Origin of the sequence: Rhizohabitans arisaemae (genome assembly GCF_025996515.1) — a bacterium.
Classification (GTDB): domain Bacteria; phylum Actinomycetota; class Actinomycetes; order Streptosporangiales; family Streptosporangiaceae; genus Rhizohabitans; species Rhizohabitans arisaemae.
The window spans coordinates 761118-777905 of the sequence record NZ_BLRH01000009.1 but is presented as its reverse complement, the minus strand read 5'-3'; the positions used below and the strand labels follow the sequence as shown (position 1 = coordinate 777905).

The 16788-nt window shown below is 72.6% G+C and carries 7 protein-coding genes; all 7 read right to left on the bottom strand.

All coding sequences use genetic code 11. From position 1 onward, the window contains the following. Nucleotides 1–50 precede the first annotated feature (50 nt). Complete coding sequence (locus tag RUR_RS04270) at nucleotides 51–1055, bottom strand: LLM class flavin-dependent oxidoreductase (protein WP_283133523.1); 1005 nt, start codon at nucleotides 1053–1055, stop codon at nucleotides 51–53. Continuing rightward, entirely contained in the window at nucleotides 1055–1783 is a 729-nt protein-coding gene (locus RUR_RS04265) for a thioesterase II family protein (protein WP_283133522.1), read from the bottom strand. Before RUR_RS04265 ends, RUR_RS04270 begins: the two co-directional genes overlap by 1 nt. 178 nt (nucleotides 1784–1961) lie before the next feature. Beyond that, nucleotides 1962–7136: a non-ribosomal peptide synthetase gene (locus RUR_RS04260; protein WP_283133521.1), complete on the bottom strand. Its 5175-nt coding sequence runs from the start codon at nucleotides 7134–7136 to the stop codon at nucleotides 1962–1964. A gap of 2 nt (nucleotides 7137–7138) precedes the next feature. After that, nucleotides 7139–7480, bottom strand: a complete 342-nt coding sequence (locus tag RUR_RS04255) for an acyl carrier protein (protein WP_283133520.1) — start codon at nucleotides 7478–7480, stop codon at nucleotides 7139–7141. Between the two features lie 41 nt (nucleotides 7481–7521). After that, nucleotides 7522–8451 (bottom strand): TauD/TfdA family dioxygenase, encoded by a 930-nt coding sequence (locus tag RUR_RS04250; RefSeq protein ID WP_283133519.1) that lies wholly within the window; start codon nucleotides 8449–8451, stop codon nucleotides 7522–7524. Then, nucleotides 8441–9748 carry an MFS transporter gene (locus RUR_RS04245; RefSeq protein WP_283133518.1) on the bottom strand — a complete coding sequence of 436 codons (1308 nt, stop codon included), beginning with the start codon at nucleotides 9746–9748 and terminating at the stop codon, nucleotides 8441–8443. The genes RUR_RS04250 and RUR_RS04245 overlap by 11 nt, the downstream gene beginning before the upstream one ends. Beyond that, nucleotides 9717–16778 carry a non-ribosomal peptide synthetase gene (locus tag RUR_RS04240; protein WP_283133517.1) on the bottom strand — a complete coding sequence of 2354 codons (7062 nt, stop codon included), beginning with the start codon at nucleotides 16776–16778 and terminating at the stop codon, nucleotides 9717–9719. The genes RUR_RS04245 and RUR_RS04240 overlap by 32 nt, the downstream gene beginning before the upstream one ends. Between the last annotated feature and the right edge of the window lie 10 nt (nucleotides 16779–16788).

The following is a 16788-nucleotide window of genomic DNA, read 5'->3' as shown; positions in this document are numbered from 1 at the left end:
GAAGGCGGCAACCCCCATCGGCCGTGTACGGGTGCCCGGCCGGGCCGGGGTCAGACCAGGTCCGCGATGAGGCGGAGCTGGTCGATCTTCATCCGCAGGGTCGGGACGACGAGTCCGACGACGAGGGTGGTCGCCCCGGCTTCGCGGTAGGCGTCGAACCGCTCGCTCACCTTGTCCTCGGGCCCGCAGATCGTCATGGCGTCCAGGAGTTCGTCGCTGATGTGGTTCATGGCTTCGCCTTGCCGTCCGTCCAGGAACGCCTCCTGGACGGCGAGGGCTTCCTTCTCGAAGCCGAGACGCCCGGCGAGCCGGTTGTAGAAGTTGGTCCGGCGCGAGCCCATGCCGCCGAGGTAGAGCGCGAGGTTCGGCCGCATCATGTCGTAGGCGAGGCCTTCGTCCTCCTCGACGAGGGTGAGCATCATGGGCGCCACGTCGAAGCCGGGCCGGAACCCGCCGCGGTGTTCGGCGATGAGTTCGGGCGGGGTGTGGATGGAGAGCCAGCCGTCGGCGAGTTCCCCGGCGAGGGCGATGTTGCGGGGCCCCATCGCGGCGAGGTAGATCGGGAGCCGCTCCTGGACGGTGCTCACGCCCAGGGTGAGCTCCTTGCCCTGTCCGCCGGGCACCGGCACGGTGATCGTCGGGCCGGTGTGGCTGACCGGCCGGTGGTCGAGCGCCATCCTGGCGACGGTGAGGTAGTCCCGGGCGAATTCCAGCGGGCGTTCGAACGGGACGCCGTGCCAGCCTTCGACGACCTGCGGGCCGGAGACGCCGAGGCCGAGCCGGGCCCGCCCTCCGGAGATCTGGTCGAGGGTGGCGGCGGCCATCGCGGAGACCACGGGGCGGCGGCCGGGCATCTGGAGCACGCCGGTGCCGAGGCCGATCCGGGTGGTCTGCCCGGCGATCCAGCCGAGCAGGGTGACGGGGTCGGTGCCGTAGGTCTCCGCCGCCCAGACCGAGTCGTAGCCGAGGGCTTCGGCCTCTTTGACCAGGGTGAGGTGGTCGGCGGGTCCGAGTCCTTGGCCGCCCCAGTAGCTCAGGCTGTAGCCCAGGCGCATCAGATCTCCTCGGCGATCGCGGCGACGAGCTCGTCGGGGGCGTCGTCGACGAGCCAGTGGGTGGCCGGGAGTTCCCGCATGGAGAGCCGGTGGGCGCTCTGCCGTCGCCAGCCGAGGAGGCTTCCCCGGGAGAGGGAGTGGTCGTCGCGGCCGTACAGCACGGTGATCGGGGTGGTCATCGGCGGGCCGGGTTCGTGGTGGTATCCGGCGAGGAGCCCGAAGTCGGCGCGGAGGGCCGGCTCCAGGACGGGGCGGAGGGCGACCCGGTCGGCGAGTTCGCGGGGGAGCCCGCCCAGCTCGATGATCTGCTCCCAGAAGATCTCCGAGGGGAGGGTGGGGAGCCGCCGGAGCAGGAGGGCCACGTCGGGCGCGGCGAACGATCCGACGTACAGGCGGGCGGGCGGTCTGCCGAGTTCGCCGAGCCGCCGGCAGACGAGGTAGGCGAGCATCGCCCCGCTGCAGTACCCGAAGAGCGCCTGCGGCGCCCGGGCCCGCCCGGCGAGGTCTTCGGCGAGTTCGTCGACGAGGGGGCGCAGGTCGGTCCGGGGTGTTTCGGGGAGTCTGGCCTGCCGCCCGGGGAGGTTGACCGCCCACGGCTCGATCGCACCGGGGATCTTCGGGGTGAGGTCGATCAGCGAGGCGGGTCCGCCGCCGGCGTGCGGGAAGACGAACAGCGTGGCCGTGGCGTCCGCCCGTTCCTCCAGCGGGACAAACCAAGGGGGCGTCATGAGTCCTCCGCCATACGGGCTAAGCCGGATTTTTCAGGAACTATGGGGTACGGGCTGCGCCGGTCCGGGCGGTCGCACCCCGCCCGGACCGCTCGGCCCGCCCGTCGTGGCGCACCGGCCGGGCCGGGCTCGGCCGGAACGCGTCCTCGGTACCGTGGAGACGGCCGCCGCCCGGCGCTCACGGGGCCTCCGCGAGGTGGGCGGCGAGCTCGGCCGGGTTGGGATGGTCGAAGATCGCCCGCACCGCGACCGTCTTCCCGGCGATCTCCTCGATCCGGCCGATGAGCCGGACCGCGAGGACGGAGTGGCCGCCGTGCAGGAAGAAGTTGTCGTACTCGCCGAGGTCCGGGTTGCGGAGCGTCTCACGCCAGAGCCCGACGAGCTGCTTGACCGTCTCCGGGTCGCCGTCGACGGCCGCCCGTACGGCGGTGTCGGCGGTGGCCTTGAGACTGCCGCCGTCGACCAGGCCCTTGTAGTCGATCTTGCCGTTGGCGGTGGTGGGGAAGCCGTCCACCAGCGCGATCCCGGAGGGGACGGCGTAGTCGGGCAGCTTGGTCCGCGCGTACTTCCACAGCTCCTCGCCGAGCCCGGCCTCGGCGCCCGGGTGCGCCTGCACGAACGCGACGAGCCTGCCGTCGGTCTGCGGGTCGCCGGTCACGGTGACGGCGGCGACGCGGACCGCCTCGTGCTCGTGCAGGACCGCCTCCACCTCGCCGAGTTCGATCCGGTGCCCGCGGAGCTTGACCTGCCGGTCGTTGCGGCCGAGCATCTCCAGCTCGCCGTCGAAGCGGCGGCGGGCCAGGTCCCCGGTCCGGTAGAACCGCCCGTACCGGGGGTGTTCGCCGAACCGCTCCGCGGTGAGCTCGGGCCGCTCGACGTAGCCGGCGCTCACCCCGTCCCCGGCGATGCACAGCTCCCCGGGGACGCCCGGCGGAAGCTCCATGCCGCGCGGGTCGAGGATGAAGGCCTCCTGGTTGGCCAGGGGCCGGCCGATGCTGACCGGGTCGCCCACCGAGTCGTCGATCTTCGCCGCGGTCGACCAGATCGTGGTTTCCGTGGGCCCGTAGACGTTGTACAGGGTGCAGCCCCGGGCGAGCAGGTCCCGGCCGAGCGCGGCGGGCATCGGCTCGCCCCCGCACAGGACGGTCCGGCCGGTCAGCTCGTCCCGGGCCTCGGGGACGACCATCCGCCAGGCGGTGGGGGTGGCCTGCACCACGTCCACGTTCCCGGACACGATCAGGTCGAGGAAGGTCCGCGGGTCGAGCTGGGCCTCGTCGGGCGCGATGACCAGCCGCCCGCCGCGGCACAGCGGCAGGAAGAGCTCGAGCGCGGAGATGTCGAAGGAGGTGGTGGTGGACCAGAGCGCCGACTCCCCGCCGACCCGCTCGGCGAAGTCGAACACCAGGTTGGCCAGGTTGCCCTGGGTGACGGCCACCCCCTTGGGCTTTCCGGTCGACCCCGAGGTGTATATCACGTAGGCGACGTCGGCGGTGCGCTGCGGGACGTCGTCGAGCGGCTCGGTCCCCGGGGCGGCCGCGGGGAGGCGGACCACCGGGGTGCCGCCCGCCCAGGCCAGGTCGCGGTGGTCGTCCTCGTCCACCGCGACGACCCGGGCCTTGCAGTCGGCCACCTGGTAGGCGAGGCGCAGTTCGGGCTGGTGCGCGTCGAGCGGCAGGTAGGCGGCGCCGAGCGCCCACACCCCGAGTACGGCGGCGACCATGCCCGCGGTACGGCCGTGCGGCAGCGCCACGATGTCGCCAGGTCCCACCCCGGCGCCGCGGAGCGTCTCCCGTACGGCCGCGGCCCGGGTCAGCAGCTCGCCGTAGGTGAGCTCGCGGGCTCCCTCGACGACGGCGACCGCGTCGCGTGGCCGTCCCTGGATCCGCTGGAGCACGGTCGGGGCGCCGGACCACTCCCGGGCGGTCCGGTTGACCGCCTCCATGGTCGCCCGGTCTTCGTCGGTGCACAGCTCCAGCTCGCCGACGGCACGGCTCGGGTCTTTCGCGACCTCCACCACCAGCGTCTGCATGCGCCGGAGCAGCGCCCGTACCTCGTCCTCGTCGTGGACCTCGGTGCTGTGCCAGGCCTGCACCTCAAGGCCGTAGCTGTGCTGGACGATCACGCACTGCAGGTCCAGGCGGCTGCGGTCGGGGGTGTGGTACATGTAGTCGGGTTCGTCCCCGTCGAGGGCGATCCCCTTGTTCGACCAGGGCCGGTAGTTGAACATGTGCCGGAACAGGGGCACCCGCCAGTCGCCGGTGCCGTGCCCGCGCTGGGTGAGCACCGCCTCCACCGAGGCTTCGGCGTTCTCCACCCCGGTGAAGAAGACGTCCTCGACCTGCCGTACCAGGTCGACGAAGCTCATGCCCGGGTTGGCCCGGATCCGCAGCGGCATGGTGCTGACGCCGTATCCGACGAGTCGGCGGCTGGCGGCGCGCCGGGTGGTCACCGGGACCCCGACCACCAGGTCGGGTCCCGCGCCGTGCCGGAGCAGCATCGCGTAGAACGCGCTGAGCAGGATGATGTTGTCGGTGACCTTCAGCTCGGAGCGGAGGGACTCCAGGGCTTGGACGAGCCCGTCGATCCCGGTCCAGAAGCAGATGTGGCCGGCGAAGGTGGGGTTGGCCGGGGAGGGGCGGCTGCCGGGCAGCAGCATCCCTTCGGGGTCGACGTCTTCCAGGGCCTTCAGCCAGTACTCCATCACCTCGGGTGAGGGGGATGGGACCGGCAGCAGCGGCGCCTCGCCTTCCAGGCCGGGTGGGGTGGTTCCCCGGGGTGCCTCGTAGAACCGGCAGAAGTCCTCCATGAGGAACTGGAAGGACGGCGCGTCCAGCACGATGTGGTGGGCGGTGATGCAGATGACGCTGCGCCCGTCGGGCATGGTGAAGCTGCCCACCCGGACGGGCAGGTCCCGGCCTAGGTCGAACGGCCTGCGCTGGAACTCCTGCAGATCCGCGGTGAGGGTTTCGTCGGTGGAGGACCGCACCTCCACCTTGAGCTTGGCGTCGGCGGGCGCGGTGAGGTGCTGTACGGGCACGCCGCCGACCTCGGGGTAGCGCAGGCGGAGCGCGGGGTGCCGTTGCAGCAACCGGTTGACGGCGTTCTGCATCGGGAACCAGCGGACCGGCCGGGCGGGGCGGAACGCGACCGAGAGGTTGGACACGCCGCTGCCGGGCGAGAGCTGCTCCAGGATCCAGAACGCGTGCTCGATGTGGTTGAGCGGCTTGAGCGGGGCGGCGGGTTCGGGGAGCCAGGGGACCCCGGTGACGGGTTCCGGCTCGGCGGGCCGCGGTTTGGGCACGGGTTTGACCGGCGGCGGGGCGGCCCGCTCGACGACCGGCTCGCGCCGGGGCTCGGGGACGGCGGCGACGGGGGTCGCCGCGCATCGGTACGGGTACCCGGGGACGGCGATCCGCAGCGCCGGGTGGTCGGGGTCGAGGACGTGCCAGCGGACCGGGTGGCCGAGGCTCCAGAGCCGGGCGAGGGCGCGGGTGAGCGTCGCCCGGTCGTCCGCGGGGTCGGCGCCGAGCGAGGCGACGGTGTGCACCCCGTCCCCGGCGCGGGCGATCGCCGGTCCGGGCCCGATCTCCACCAGGATGTGCGGGCCCGGACCGGCGGGCGCCTCGGCGGGCCGCCCGTCCGTGTCCCACTCCCCGGCGGCGAGCCGGATCGCCTCGTCGAAGGAGACCCGCCCGGCGACCAGGTCGGCGACGAGCACGCCGATGCCTTCGCCGACGAGGGCGCGCGGGTTGACCCCCCAGTCGAGCCAGGTACGGGCCAGGGAGTACTCCACGGCGAACAGCAGGGCCCCGGTGGGCTCCGCCCCGCCCGCCCACGCGTCGTACAGGTCCACGCCCGCCTGTTCGAACGCCTCCAGGCAGAGGTCCATCTTCTCGGTGAAGACGCGCTCGGCGCCGTACAGGCCGTGGCCCATCCGGGCCGGGCCGCGCGCCGGGAAGACCAGCGTCACGTCGGGTGGGCCGGCCGTGCGCTCCGCGGTCGCGGTGCGCAGGAGCCGCGCGGCCTCCGCGGGTCCGCCGGCGACGACGGCACCCCGTACCGGGTGGGCGGTCCGGCCGCGTTGCAGCACGTCGACGGCGTCGGCGAAGGACTCCTCGGGGAGGGCGGCGAAGTACGCGGCGAGCCGGTCGCGGGCGGCGTCCGCGGCGGCCGGGGTCTTGGCCGACCAGGGCACGATCCGGGGCCGGCGGGAGGCCGGGGCGTGCGGCTGCCTCGGCCCTTCCGTCACGATCAGATGCGCGTTGGACCCGGACAGGCTGCGGGAGCTGACCCCGGCGACGCGCGGACGGCCGTCGACGCGGGGGTAGGGGCGGGGTACGGCGTCGGCGACGACGAAGGGGGTGTCGCCGAGCCCGAGCCCCGGGTGCGGGGCGCCGATCGCCGGCATGGGGGCGATCCGCTCGTGTTCGAGGGAGAGGACCACTTTGAGCAGGCCGACGATCCCCGCGGCCTCGAAGAGGTGCCCGACGTTCGCCTTGACCGAGCCGATGGCGACGGAGTCCGCGCCGCGGTAGACCTCCCGCATGGCGGCGATCTCGGCGCGGTCCTCCGGGACGACGCCGGTGCCGCAGGTTTCGACGTAGGAGACGTCGGACGGCTCGCAGTCGGCGAGGGCGAGCGCCTCGGCGATCGCGACGGCCAGCCCGTCGTCCCCCGCTCCGTCCGAGGAGAGGGCGCCGCCCCGGATGACGGCCCGGATCCGGTCGCCCTCCAGGATCGCGTCGGAGAGACGCTTGAGCACGACCACGGCGGCGCCGTTGCCGGGTACGGTCCCCGAGGCCGCCGCGCCGAACGGGAGGCACCGGCCGTCGGGGGAGTACCGGCCGCCGGGGGTCCAGCGGTAGTCCTCCTCGGTCTCCAGGTGGGCTCCGCCGGCGAGGGCGAGGTCGCAGTCTCCGGAGCGGAGCGCCTGGCAGGCCAGGTGGACGGCGGTGAGCGAGCAGGTGCCCAGGGTCACCGACGGGCCGCGCAGGTCCAGGGCCCGGGCGATCGCCGCCGCGGGGTCCCGGCCGGGGTCGTAGGCCGCGGCGCCGTAGACCGCCGTGCCGTCCCCGACGGCGGCCGGGTCGTACCCGGCGTCCTCGACGGCGGCGTGGGCGAGTTCGACCAGGAGCCTGATCTGCGGGCTCTCGGCTTCCAGCGCGGGGAACAGGGCGTCGTCGAAGGCTTCCGCCCCGGGGTCGAGCGCCCTGATCACGACGTGCGACGACGTGGTGACGGGGGTGACCCGGCCGGGCCCCGCGAGGGCCTCCCAGAACTGGGTCACGTCCGTGGCGCCGGGCACTCGGCAGGACAGGCCTACCACCGCGATCGGCTCACCGCCTGAGGTCATGGTCAGCCGTCCTTGCGGAGTCGGGAGCGGATGTCGCGGCGGCTGCCGCCGATCGGACGCGACGACCGTTCCGGGGCCGCCTGGCGGGCGTTCGCGCCGGAGTCCTTGAGGTATCCGCCGAGGAGCCGCAGGTTGGGGTAGCGGAACAGCGTCGTGATGGGCATGTCCACACCCAGCTTGCCGGTGATCTCCTCATGGAGGTCGACGAGGGCGAGGGAGTTCAGGCCCGCCTCGAAGAAGCTCTCATCGAGCCCGATCTGGCGGCCGAGTTTCGCTTCCACCAGGTCGCCGACCTGGTCGACTATCGAGCCGGTGGGTTTGATCGGGGGAAGACCCTGAGTCATGCCATGTCCTTCACGTGTGGTTCGTCCGGTGTGCAGGGGGGTCAGATCATCGCGACGAGGGTCTTGCGAGCGCCGGTGTAGGCGTGCCGTCCGTGCAGGACGCGGTAGTTGTCGATCATGAGGACCTCGCCCGGTCGCCAGGGGGAGAAGCACTCGTTCCCCTTGGCCACGGCCCGGACGTTCGCGAGGTCCTCGTCCGGGATCGGGCTGCCGTCGCCGTACGTCGCGTGCAGCGGCAGCTCCTCCTCGGAGGAGACCATGGAGAGCAGCGCCTCGGCCTGCTCGGCGGGCAGGCTCGTCACATGCCACTGCTCGGCCTGGTTGAACCAGACGCTCTCCCCGGTGACCGGGTGGTGCCGGACGGCGGGCCGGAGCTGGCGGGTGCGCAGGTCGCCGTCGGCGGTCCAGGCGAAGTCGACCGAGGCCGAGCGGAGCAGCTCCTCGACCTCCGACCGGTCGTCGGTCTCGTAGGTCTGCTGCCAGGACTTGCCCGGCCCGAATCCGCCGTGCAGGGTCTGCAGGTAGCAGACCCCGCGGGAGACGAACCGCTCGCGGACGTCCGGGTCGAGCCCCTCCAGCAGGGCCCGTCCGTCGGTGACCGGGGTCGCCCCGCCGGTCTCGGCGGCGATCACGGAGGTGAAGAAGAGCCGGTCCGGCCAGATCGCGGCGTAGGAGAGCTCGTTGTGCAGGGAGATCTCGAACTCGGCCGGGTACTCGGTGGAGGTCCACACCCCCACCCCGACCGAGCTGCGCGGGGAGTTCCCGTGGGCGTAGGTGGTGAAGGGCGCGCCGAACGCCCCGGCGACGTCGTGGAAGTCGCCGGGGGTGTGCACGCCGAGCCCGCGGAACAGCACCGCCCCGGTGGACACCAGGAGCTTGTCGGCCTCCTCCCGCAGGTCGCCGATGCCCGCGCCCTCGGCCTCGATCACCGCGATGGAGGTCGGTCCCGAACTGATCGCGTCAACTCGCACGGCTCGGCTCCTCCTCGTCGGGGGCGACCAGCTCCTTGGTGCGCGGCAGCGGCGAGAACCAGAAGATGATCAGCGGAATGATGGTCCCGGCCGCGCAGACGATCATCACCGGGCGCATCCCGATGGAGGGGATCGCGGCGATCAGACCGGCGAGCAGGGCGCCGACCGGCGCGGCGGCGAAGGCCATCGCCCGCTGGCTGGCCATGACCCGGCCCTGCAGGCGGAGCGGGGTGACGGTCATCCGCAGGGTGTTGGCGTTGACCATGGAGACCTGGCCGCTCAGCGAGAGCAGGAAGATCGTCGCGCCGACCATGGTGACCTTCAGCCAGGTGGGCCCGGTCGCCAGCGCGACGAGGAACAGCGAGAGGTTGCCGACCACACTCGCCCAGAACAGGCCGGGCCCCGCGCCGAGCCGCTTCAGGATCGGCACCGAGATCAGGGCGCCCAGGATCGCGCCGGGTCCGCCGATGGCCATGATGATCCCGAACCAGTAGACCGGGAGCGCGAGTTCCTTGATCAGCCACAGCGCGAGCAGCGCCTCGATGCCGCTGTAGAAGAACATGTAGAACAGGCTCGCGATCAGGGTGGGCCGGACCAGCGGGTGGCGCAGCGCCCACTTCAGCCCCTCGGCGATCGAGGGCAGCACCTTGGGCGGCTTACCGCCCTCGTGCTGGGGCACCGGTTCCGGCTTGCGGATCATGGCGATGGCGATGGCCGACAGCACGTAGGTGACCACGTTGACGATGAGGACCAGCGCCGCCGAGAAGACCCCGACCAGGAAGCCGCCGAAGGACCGCCCGACCACCTGGGTGATCGAGGAGCTGAGCTGGAGGTGGCCGTTGCCGGGGCCGATGTGCTCCCGTCCCACCAGGAACGGGAAGTGCGACAGGTTGGCTATCTCGAAGAAGACGAAACAGGTCACCAGCAGGAACGAGATCACGCCGAGCCAGAACAGCGAGAGCACGTCGGCGAGGTAGAGCAGCGGGATGACCAGCAGCAGGACCGACCGCGCCAGGTCGGTGGCGATCATCGTGGGCCGCTTGCGGAACCGGTCCGCCCAGTAACCGGCGAACAGGAACAGTAGGAGCGGCGCCTTCCCGACGAAGCCGAGGATGCCCACCTCGGCCTCGCCCGCCCCCAGCAGGACCACGGCGACCAGCGGGAACGCCACCACCGTGACCTGGCCGCCGAAGGCCGAGGTGGTGTAGCCGGCCCAGAGCCTGACGAAGTCCTTGTTCCGCCAGATGCTGGCTGGCTTGGCCTTCTCAGTTGCCGGTGGTTGGGTGTCCGAGGCCACGGTCCATCCATCTCCTCGTCTCGGTGGCCGTCTTGGCGACCAGGGGTTCGTATAGGGCGCTGAAACGCGCGCCGGGGATGAGGCCTGTCTCCAGGCGGGGGACGACCTTGCGCCAGCCGTAGTCCTCGTCGGCGTCGGCGCCGTCGTCCTCGGGGATCAGCAGCACGGCGTAACCGTCGTACGGCTCATGCCGGTACCAGCCCACCGCGTGGGCGTTGGCCCGGAAAACATTGACGTATCTGCGCATCTGCTCAAGGTCGGCGGCGTCGCTGCGGAGCGACCCCTCCTTGGTGGCGGCGCCCACGATCGCGAGCAGCTGCTCCTCGACGTCCATCTCCGCCAGGTCGCGGGGGTCGAGGGTGTTCAGGCTGCCCGCCAGCGCGTGCACCATGAGGCTCCGGTCGTCCTCCAGCGAGGAGCGGATCACCGGTTCGTCCGCGTCCGACCAGGCGAGCAGCACCAGGGGGACCTCCGCCCCCTCGGCGCGCAGCTGCCGCGCCACCTCCAGGGAGATGTTGCCGCCGATGCAGAAGCCCCCGATGACGTACGGCCCCTCCGGGCGGGTCGCCCGGATGTATCCGGCGTACACCTGCGCCATCTCCTCCAGCGTGGCGTGCGGCTCGTCCCCCTCGGTCAGCCCGTGCGCCGGGATCGCGTACACCGGCTGGTCGTCGCCGAGGTATCGGGCGAGCGGCTGGTAGCGGAAGACCTGGCCGCCCAGGGCGTGGATGAAGAACATCGGCGGCCGGTCCCCGGTGGTCCGCAGCGGGACCACCCGGCCCTGCGACTCCAGCGAGGGGGTGTCGTCGTACATCGCCTCGGCCAGGCGTTCCACGGTCGGCGCGGCGATGACCGTCGCGACGGGCACCTCGCGCCCGAACTCGGCGCGCAGCCGCATCGCCAGGCGGAGCGCGAGCAGGGAGTGCCCGCCCAGCTCGAAGAAGTCGTCGTGGATCCCGACCCGCTCCACGCCGAGGATCTGCTCCCAGATCGCGGTGAGCCGCGCCTCCACCGGGCTGCGCGGGGCGACGTACTCGCCGCTCGGGCCCTCCGCCGCCGGTGCGGGCAGCGCGTTCCGCCGGATCTTGCCGGTCGCGGTGAGCGGCAGCTCGGGCAGGAAGGTGTAGGTCGAGGGGATCATGTGCTCGGGGAGCCGTTCGCGGAGGTGGTCGCGGATGCCGGCGACGGCCGGCGGGTCCCCCGGGTCGGCGGGGATCAGGTACGCGTTGAGCACGGTGCCCGCCGCCGTGGTTCCCGCGGTGAGGGTGGCGGTGCGGATGGCGGGGTGGGTGGCCAGGGCGTGCTCGATCTCGCCGAGTTCGACGCGCATGCCGCGGATCTTGATCTGGTGGTCCATGCGGCCCAGGTATTCGATGCTGCCGTCGGGGAGCCATCGGGCCAGGTCGCCGGTGTGGTAGAGGCGGCTTGCGGGGGGTCCGTAGGGGTTGGGGGTGAAGCGTTCGGCGGTGAGGGCGGGCCGGTTCAGGTAGGCGTGGGCGAGTTGGATTCCGCCGATGCACAGTTCGCCGGGGGTGCCGATGGGGGTGCGGGCTCCGGTGGGGTCGAGGATTTCGATGCTGGTGTTGTCGACGGGGGTGCCGATGGGGGTGTGGGTCTGGCCGGGGGTGCAGTGGTGCCAGGTGACGTCGACGGCGGCTTCGGTGGGGCCGTAGAGGTTGTGCAGGGCGATGCCGGGCAGGGTGGTGTGGAAGCGGTCGGCCAGGGTGGTGGGGAGGGCTTCGCCGGAGCAGATGACGCGCTGGAGGGTGGGCAGGTGGAGGCGGGGGTCGTCCAGGAGTGCGTCGAGCATGGGGGGGACGAAGTGGATCGTGGTGATGTGGTGGGTGTTGACGAGGTCGGCCAGGGCGGTGGTGTCGCGGTGGGTGCCGGGTGGGGCGACGGCGAGGGCGGCTCCGGTGAGCAGGGGCCAGAACAGTTCCCAGACCGAGACGTCGAAGGTGTAGGGGGTTTTGTGGAGGACGCGGTCGCCGGGGGTGAGCTGGAAGGTGTTCTGCATCCAGGTGAGGCGGTTGACGATGGCGCGGTGGCTGATCTGGACGCCTTTGGGGTTGCCGGTTGAGCCGCTGGTGTAGATGACGTACGCCGGCGCGTCCTCGGGGATCGCGCCGATGCCGGGATCGGGTTTCGGGTGCGCGGCGAGGTCGAGGGTGTCCAGGTTCAGCGGGTTGCCGAACCGGGTGGCGCCGGCGGTGTCCGTGATCACCAGTTTGGCGCCGGTGTCGCCGATCATGTAGGTGAGGCGGGCGTCGGGGTCGGTGGGCTCCAGGGGGAGGTAGGCGGCTCCGGCGGCCTGGACGGCGTGGACGGCGACGACTTCGGCGGGTCCGCGGTCCAGGCAGACGGCGACGACGTCGCCGAGGCCGACGCCGAGTTGGCGCAGGCGGTGGGCGAGGGTGTTGACGCGTGCGGTGAACTGGGCGTAGGTGAGCCAGGTGTCGCCGTCCAGGAGGGCGGCGGCGTGCGGGGTCGCGGCGGCTTGGGCGGCGACGAGGGCGGGCAGGGTGCCGCCGGGGTGGTCGACGGCGGTGGAGTTCCACCGCTCGATCGACGCCGAGTCCTCGTCGGTCAGCATCCGCAGCCGGGAGATCGGCAGGTCCGGCTCCGTCGCCGCCGCCTCCAGCAGGGCGGTGTAGTGGGCGGCGAACCGGCTCATCGTGGCGGTGTCGAAGATGTCGGTGCGGAATTCGACCGCGCCCGCCAGGGCGCCGGGCCTGCGCCACAGGTAGAGCGTGACGTCGAACTTGGCGGTCGTGGTGCCGAAGGGTTCCCAGGTGAACCGGGTGCCGCCGGTGGAGACCGTGGGCCGCTCGTCGTTCTCCAGGGAGAACAGGACCTGCACCAGCGGGGTGCCGCCGAGGTCCCGGCGCGGCTGGAGGTCCTCGATCAGCGCCTCGAACGGCACATCCTGGTTGGCGTAGGCCTCCAGGGTGGTGTCCCGTACCCGCTTGAGCAGGTCCCGGAAGCTCGGGTCGCCGGAGGAGTCGGTCCGCAGCACCAGGGTGTTGAGGAAGAAGCCGATGAGCGATTCCAGTTCGGGTCGCGGCCGGTGCGCGGACGGGGTGCCGACCACGACGTCCTCTTCGCCGGTGTAGCGGGACAGCAGGATCACGAAGCCGGCGAGGAGGGTCATGTAGAGGGTGGCGTTCTCGTCGGCGCCGAGGCCGCGGAGGCGTTCCACGACGGCGGACGGGATCCGCAGCGGGACCTGGCTGCCCGCGTGGCCGCGGGCCGCGGGGCGCGGCCGGTCGGTGGGCAGCTCCAGGCGTTCGGGCATGTCCGCCAGGCGCTTGCGCCAGTAGCCCAGCTGGCTGTCCCGGAGCTCGCCGGCGATCATCCGGCGCTGCCACGCGGCGAAGTCGGCGTACTGGACGGGGAGTTCGGGCAGTTCGGCGGGGCGGTTCTCGCGCAGCGCGCCGTACAGCTCGCTCAGTTCCCGCTGGAGCAGCACGGCCGACCAGGCGTCGTTGGCCACGTGGTGCAGGGTGATCAGGAGCAGGTGGTCGGTCTCGGCGAGTTTGACGACCATGACCCGGATCGGCGGTTTGGTGGTCAGGTCGAACCGCTTGGCGGCCTCGGCGGCCAGGAGTTCCCGGGCCTTCGCCTCCGGCATCGGGGAGTTGATCTCGCGGTACGGCACCACCGGGTCGGCGTGGATCACCAGGGCCAGGTCGTCGTCCTCCTCGGCCAGGCGGGTGCGGAGCACCTCGTGCCGGGCGACCAGCGCCGTGACGGCCTGCTTGAACAGCGTGGTGGAGAACTCGCCGTGGACCCTCAGGTGGATCGGGGTGTTGTAGACGGCGGAGCCCTGCTCCAGCCGGTCGAGGAACCACAGCCGCCGCTGGCCGTAGGAGGCGAGCAGGGTGCCCGTACGCGGGATCGGCTCGACCGGGGGCAGCTGGTCGCTCCGCTTGCGCAGCCCGGCTTCGACCGCGGCGGCGAGTTCGGCGGGGGTCGGGTGCTCGAACACGGTGCGCAGCGGCATGCCGACGCCGAATGCGGCGCGCATCCGGCTCATCAGTTTGATGGCGAGCAGCGAGTGGCCGCCGAGGGCGAAGAACCCGCTGTTCCGGCTGACGTGCTCGACGCCGAGCAGGTGCCCGAAGAGGGCGGCGACCATCTCCTCGGTCTCACCGCGGGGCGGTTCGTCGGCGGCGGTGTCGGCTTCGGGGACGGGCAGGGCGGCCCGGTTCACCTTGCCGTGCGCGAGCAGGGGCAGCTCGGGGAGCCCGACGAACGCGGACGGGATCATGTAGTCGGGGAGGTGCCCGGCCAGGCGCTCGCGGATTCCGGCGTGGTCGGCGGTGCCCACGACGTAGGCGACCAGACGCGTGTCGTCGCCGTCGCCGTACGGGAGCACCACGCAGTCCTCGACGCCGGGGTGCCCGGCGATCGCCGCCTGGACCTCCCCGGGCTCGACCCGGAACCCGCGGATCTTGAGTTGGTCGTCGGCCCGGCCCAGGAACTCCACGGCGCCGCTCGCGAGCCTCCTGACCCGGTCGCCGGTCCGGTAGAGCCGCTCGCCGGGGACGAACGGGTGCGGCAGGAACGCGGCGGCGGTGGCGCCGGGCCTGCCCAGGTAGCCGCGGCTCACCCCGGCTCCGCCGACGTACAGTTCGCCGACGACGCCGTCGGGGACGAACTGGAGGTGTTCGTCCAGGACGTACGCCTGGGCCTGGGCCATCGGCCAGCCGATCGGGGTGAGGGCGCCCGCGTCGGCGGGCTCGGCGTCGGCGGGCAGCGCGAGCACGCCGACGGTCGTCTCGGTGGGGCCGTAGTGGTTCACCACCTGGCAGTGGCGCCGCAGCTCGCGCACCCACTCCCAGCGGGACGCCTCGCCGCCGAGGATGAGGGTACGGCGGGGGAGCAGCGCCGCCGGGTCGGGGTCGCCGGCCCGCAGCGCCGCCAGGTGCGACGGCGTGATCTTCAGGTAGTCGATCCCCTCGCGGCGCAGGTGTGCGGAGACCCACGCGGCGTCGGCGGCGCGGTTGGCGGAGACGAGATGGAGGGTGCCCCCGCTGAGCAGGGCGCCGAAGAACGTGGTCACCCCGAAGTCGAAGGTGAGGGACTGCAGGAGGGAGAACGACCGGCCGGCCTCCAGCCCGAGCAGGGCGGTGAGCCCGCCGACGTAGGCCATGAGCTGGCGGTGCGGGACCCCCACCCCCTTGGGGCGGCCCGTCGACCCGGAGGTGTAGACGACGTAGGCGAGGTCCCCGGGGTCGGGTACGGCCCCGGCGGGCGGCTCGGGGTGTTCGGGGCGCGCGGTGACGTCGATCACCGGCAGGCCGGTCTCGGGCAGCCGGCCGGCGAGCGCCGGGGTGGTGATCACGGCGACGGCTCCCGCGTCACCGAGCACGTACCGGAGGCGTTCGCCGGGGTGTTCCCGGTCGAGCGGAAGGTAGGCGCCACCCGCTTTGAGCACCGCGAGCACGGCGACCGCGAGGTCGACGTCGGTGTCGAGCAAAAGCGCGACGGGTGTGTCGGGCCCGACGGCGGCGACGGTCCGCAGGTGGCCGGCGAGGCGCCCGGCCCGGCGGTCCAGCTCGGCGTAGGTGAGGCGGCGTCCCGCGGAGTCGGCGACGGCGACCGTGTCCGTACAGGTGGCGGCCACCCGGGCGAACGCCTCGGTGACGAGCGGCTCCGCCAGGGCGAGCGGCACCGGCGGCCTGCCCGCCTCGACGAGCCGGTCGTGCTCCTTGCCGTCGACCACGCCGACCCGTCCGACGGGGACGCCGGGTTCGGCCAGGAGTCCGCCGAGCAGGTGGTGGAAGCGGGTGAGGAGGTTCTGCGCCCAGGGTTCGTCGAAGAGCGCGAGGCTGTACTCAAGCCACCCGGTGATCTCCCCGTCCTTCTCGGCGAGGTCGAACAGCAGGTCGGTCTTGGCGGTCCCGTTGCGCACCTGGCGGTTGTACGACTGGGGCAGCAGGTTGAAGACGATCTGGTGCAGCGGCGAGCCGCCGCCGTCCGCGCGGTCGGGGGCCGCGATCTCGACGAGCTTCTCGTAGGGCACGTCCTGGTGGTCCAGCGCGTCCAGGAAGCCGGCGCGGACCCGGTCGACGACCTCGGCGAAGTCGGCCTCGGGGTCGGTGTCGGTCCGCAGGACCACGGTGTTGACGAACATGCCGATGAGCGGGCGCAGTTCGGCCCGCCCGCGTCCGGCCACGGGGGACCCGACGATGACGTCCCGCTGCCCGGACATCCGCATGACCAAGACCTTGAGCGCGGCGAGCAGGACGACGAAGGACGTCGTCCCCCGGCTCGCGGCGAACCGCGCGACGTCGGCGACGACCTCGCGGGAGAGGGAGAACTCCAGGGCCCCGCCGTGGTGGCGGGGGACGGCGGGGTCCGGCAGCCGTCCGCCGAGCACCAGGGGGGCGGGCAGCTCGGCGAGGCGGTCCCGCCAGTAGGCGACCTGGCCTTCGAACTCCCCGTCGTCCCAGCGCCCGCGCTGCCATTCGGCGAAGTCGCCGTACTGGACGGCGAGCTCGGGCCACCTCGGCGGGCGGTTCTCGTAGTGGGCCAGGTAGTACTCGTGCATCTCGTCGAGGAGGTTGGCCACGGAGGTGCCGTCGAAGGCGACGTGGTGCACGGTGATGACCCAGGTCCAGGAGCTGTCGTCGAGGTACACCTGCCGGACCCGCCACAGCGGTGCCCGGTCGAGGGGGATCGGCTCCGCGGCGTCGGCGAGGGCGGCCTCGGCGAGCGCGGCCTCCTTCTCCTCGGCGGGGACCCCGCGCAGGTCGGACCGGGCGATGACGATCGGCACCCGCGGGTGGATCACCTGAACCAGGTGCCCGTCCCGGACCTCCAGCGACGTGCGCATCGCCTCGTGACGCCGTACGACTTCCGCGAAGGCCGGCTCGAAGAGGGCGGGGTGGACATCGGTGATCGGGAGTCCGGTGGCCCCCACGTTGTAGACCGCGAGGTCTGGGACGAGCTGGGTGAAGAACCAGAGCCGCTCCTGGGCGAACGACGCCGGCAGGACGGTCTCGCCCTCCTGGTTGAAGTCCATCGACTATCCG

Coding starts and splice junctions, on each gene's coding strand:
- RUR_RS04270 (WP_283133523.1), bottom strand. CDS start 1,055: ATGCGCCTGGGCTACAGCCTGAGCTACTGGGGCGGCCAAGGACTCGGA.
- RUR_RS04265 (WP_283133522.1), bottom strand. CDS start 1,783: ATGACGCCCCCTTGGTTTGTCCCGCTGGAGGAACGGGCGGACGCCACG.
- RUR_RS04260 (WP_283133521.1), bottom strand. CDS start 7,136: ATGACCTCAGGCGGTGAGCCGATCGCGGTGGTAGGCCTGTCCTGCCGA.
- RUR_RS04255 (WP_283133520.1), bottom strand. CDS start 7,480: ATGACTCAGGGTCTTCCCCCGATCAAACCCACCGGCTCGATAGTCGAC.
- RUR_RS04240 (WP_283133517.1), bottom strand. CDS start 16,778: ATGGACTTCAACCAGGAGGGCGAGACCGTCCTGCCGGCGTCGTTCGCC.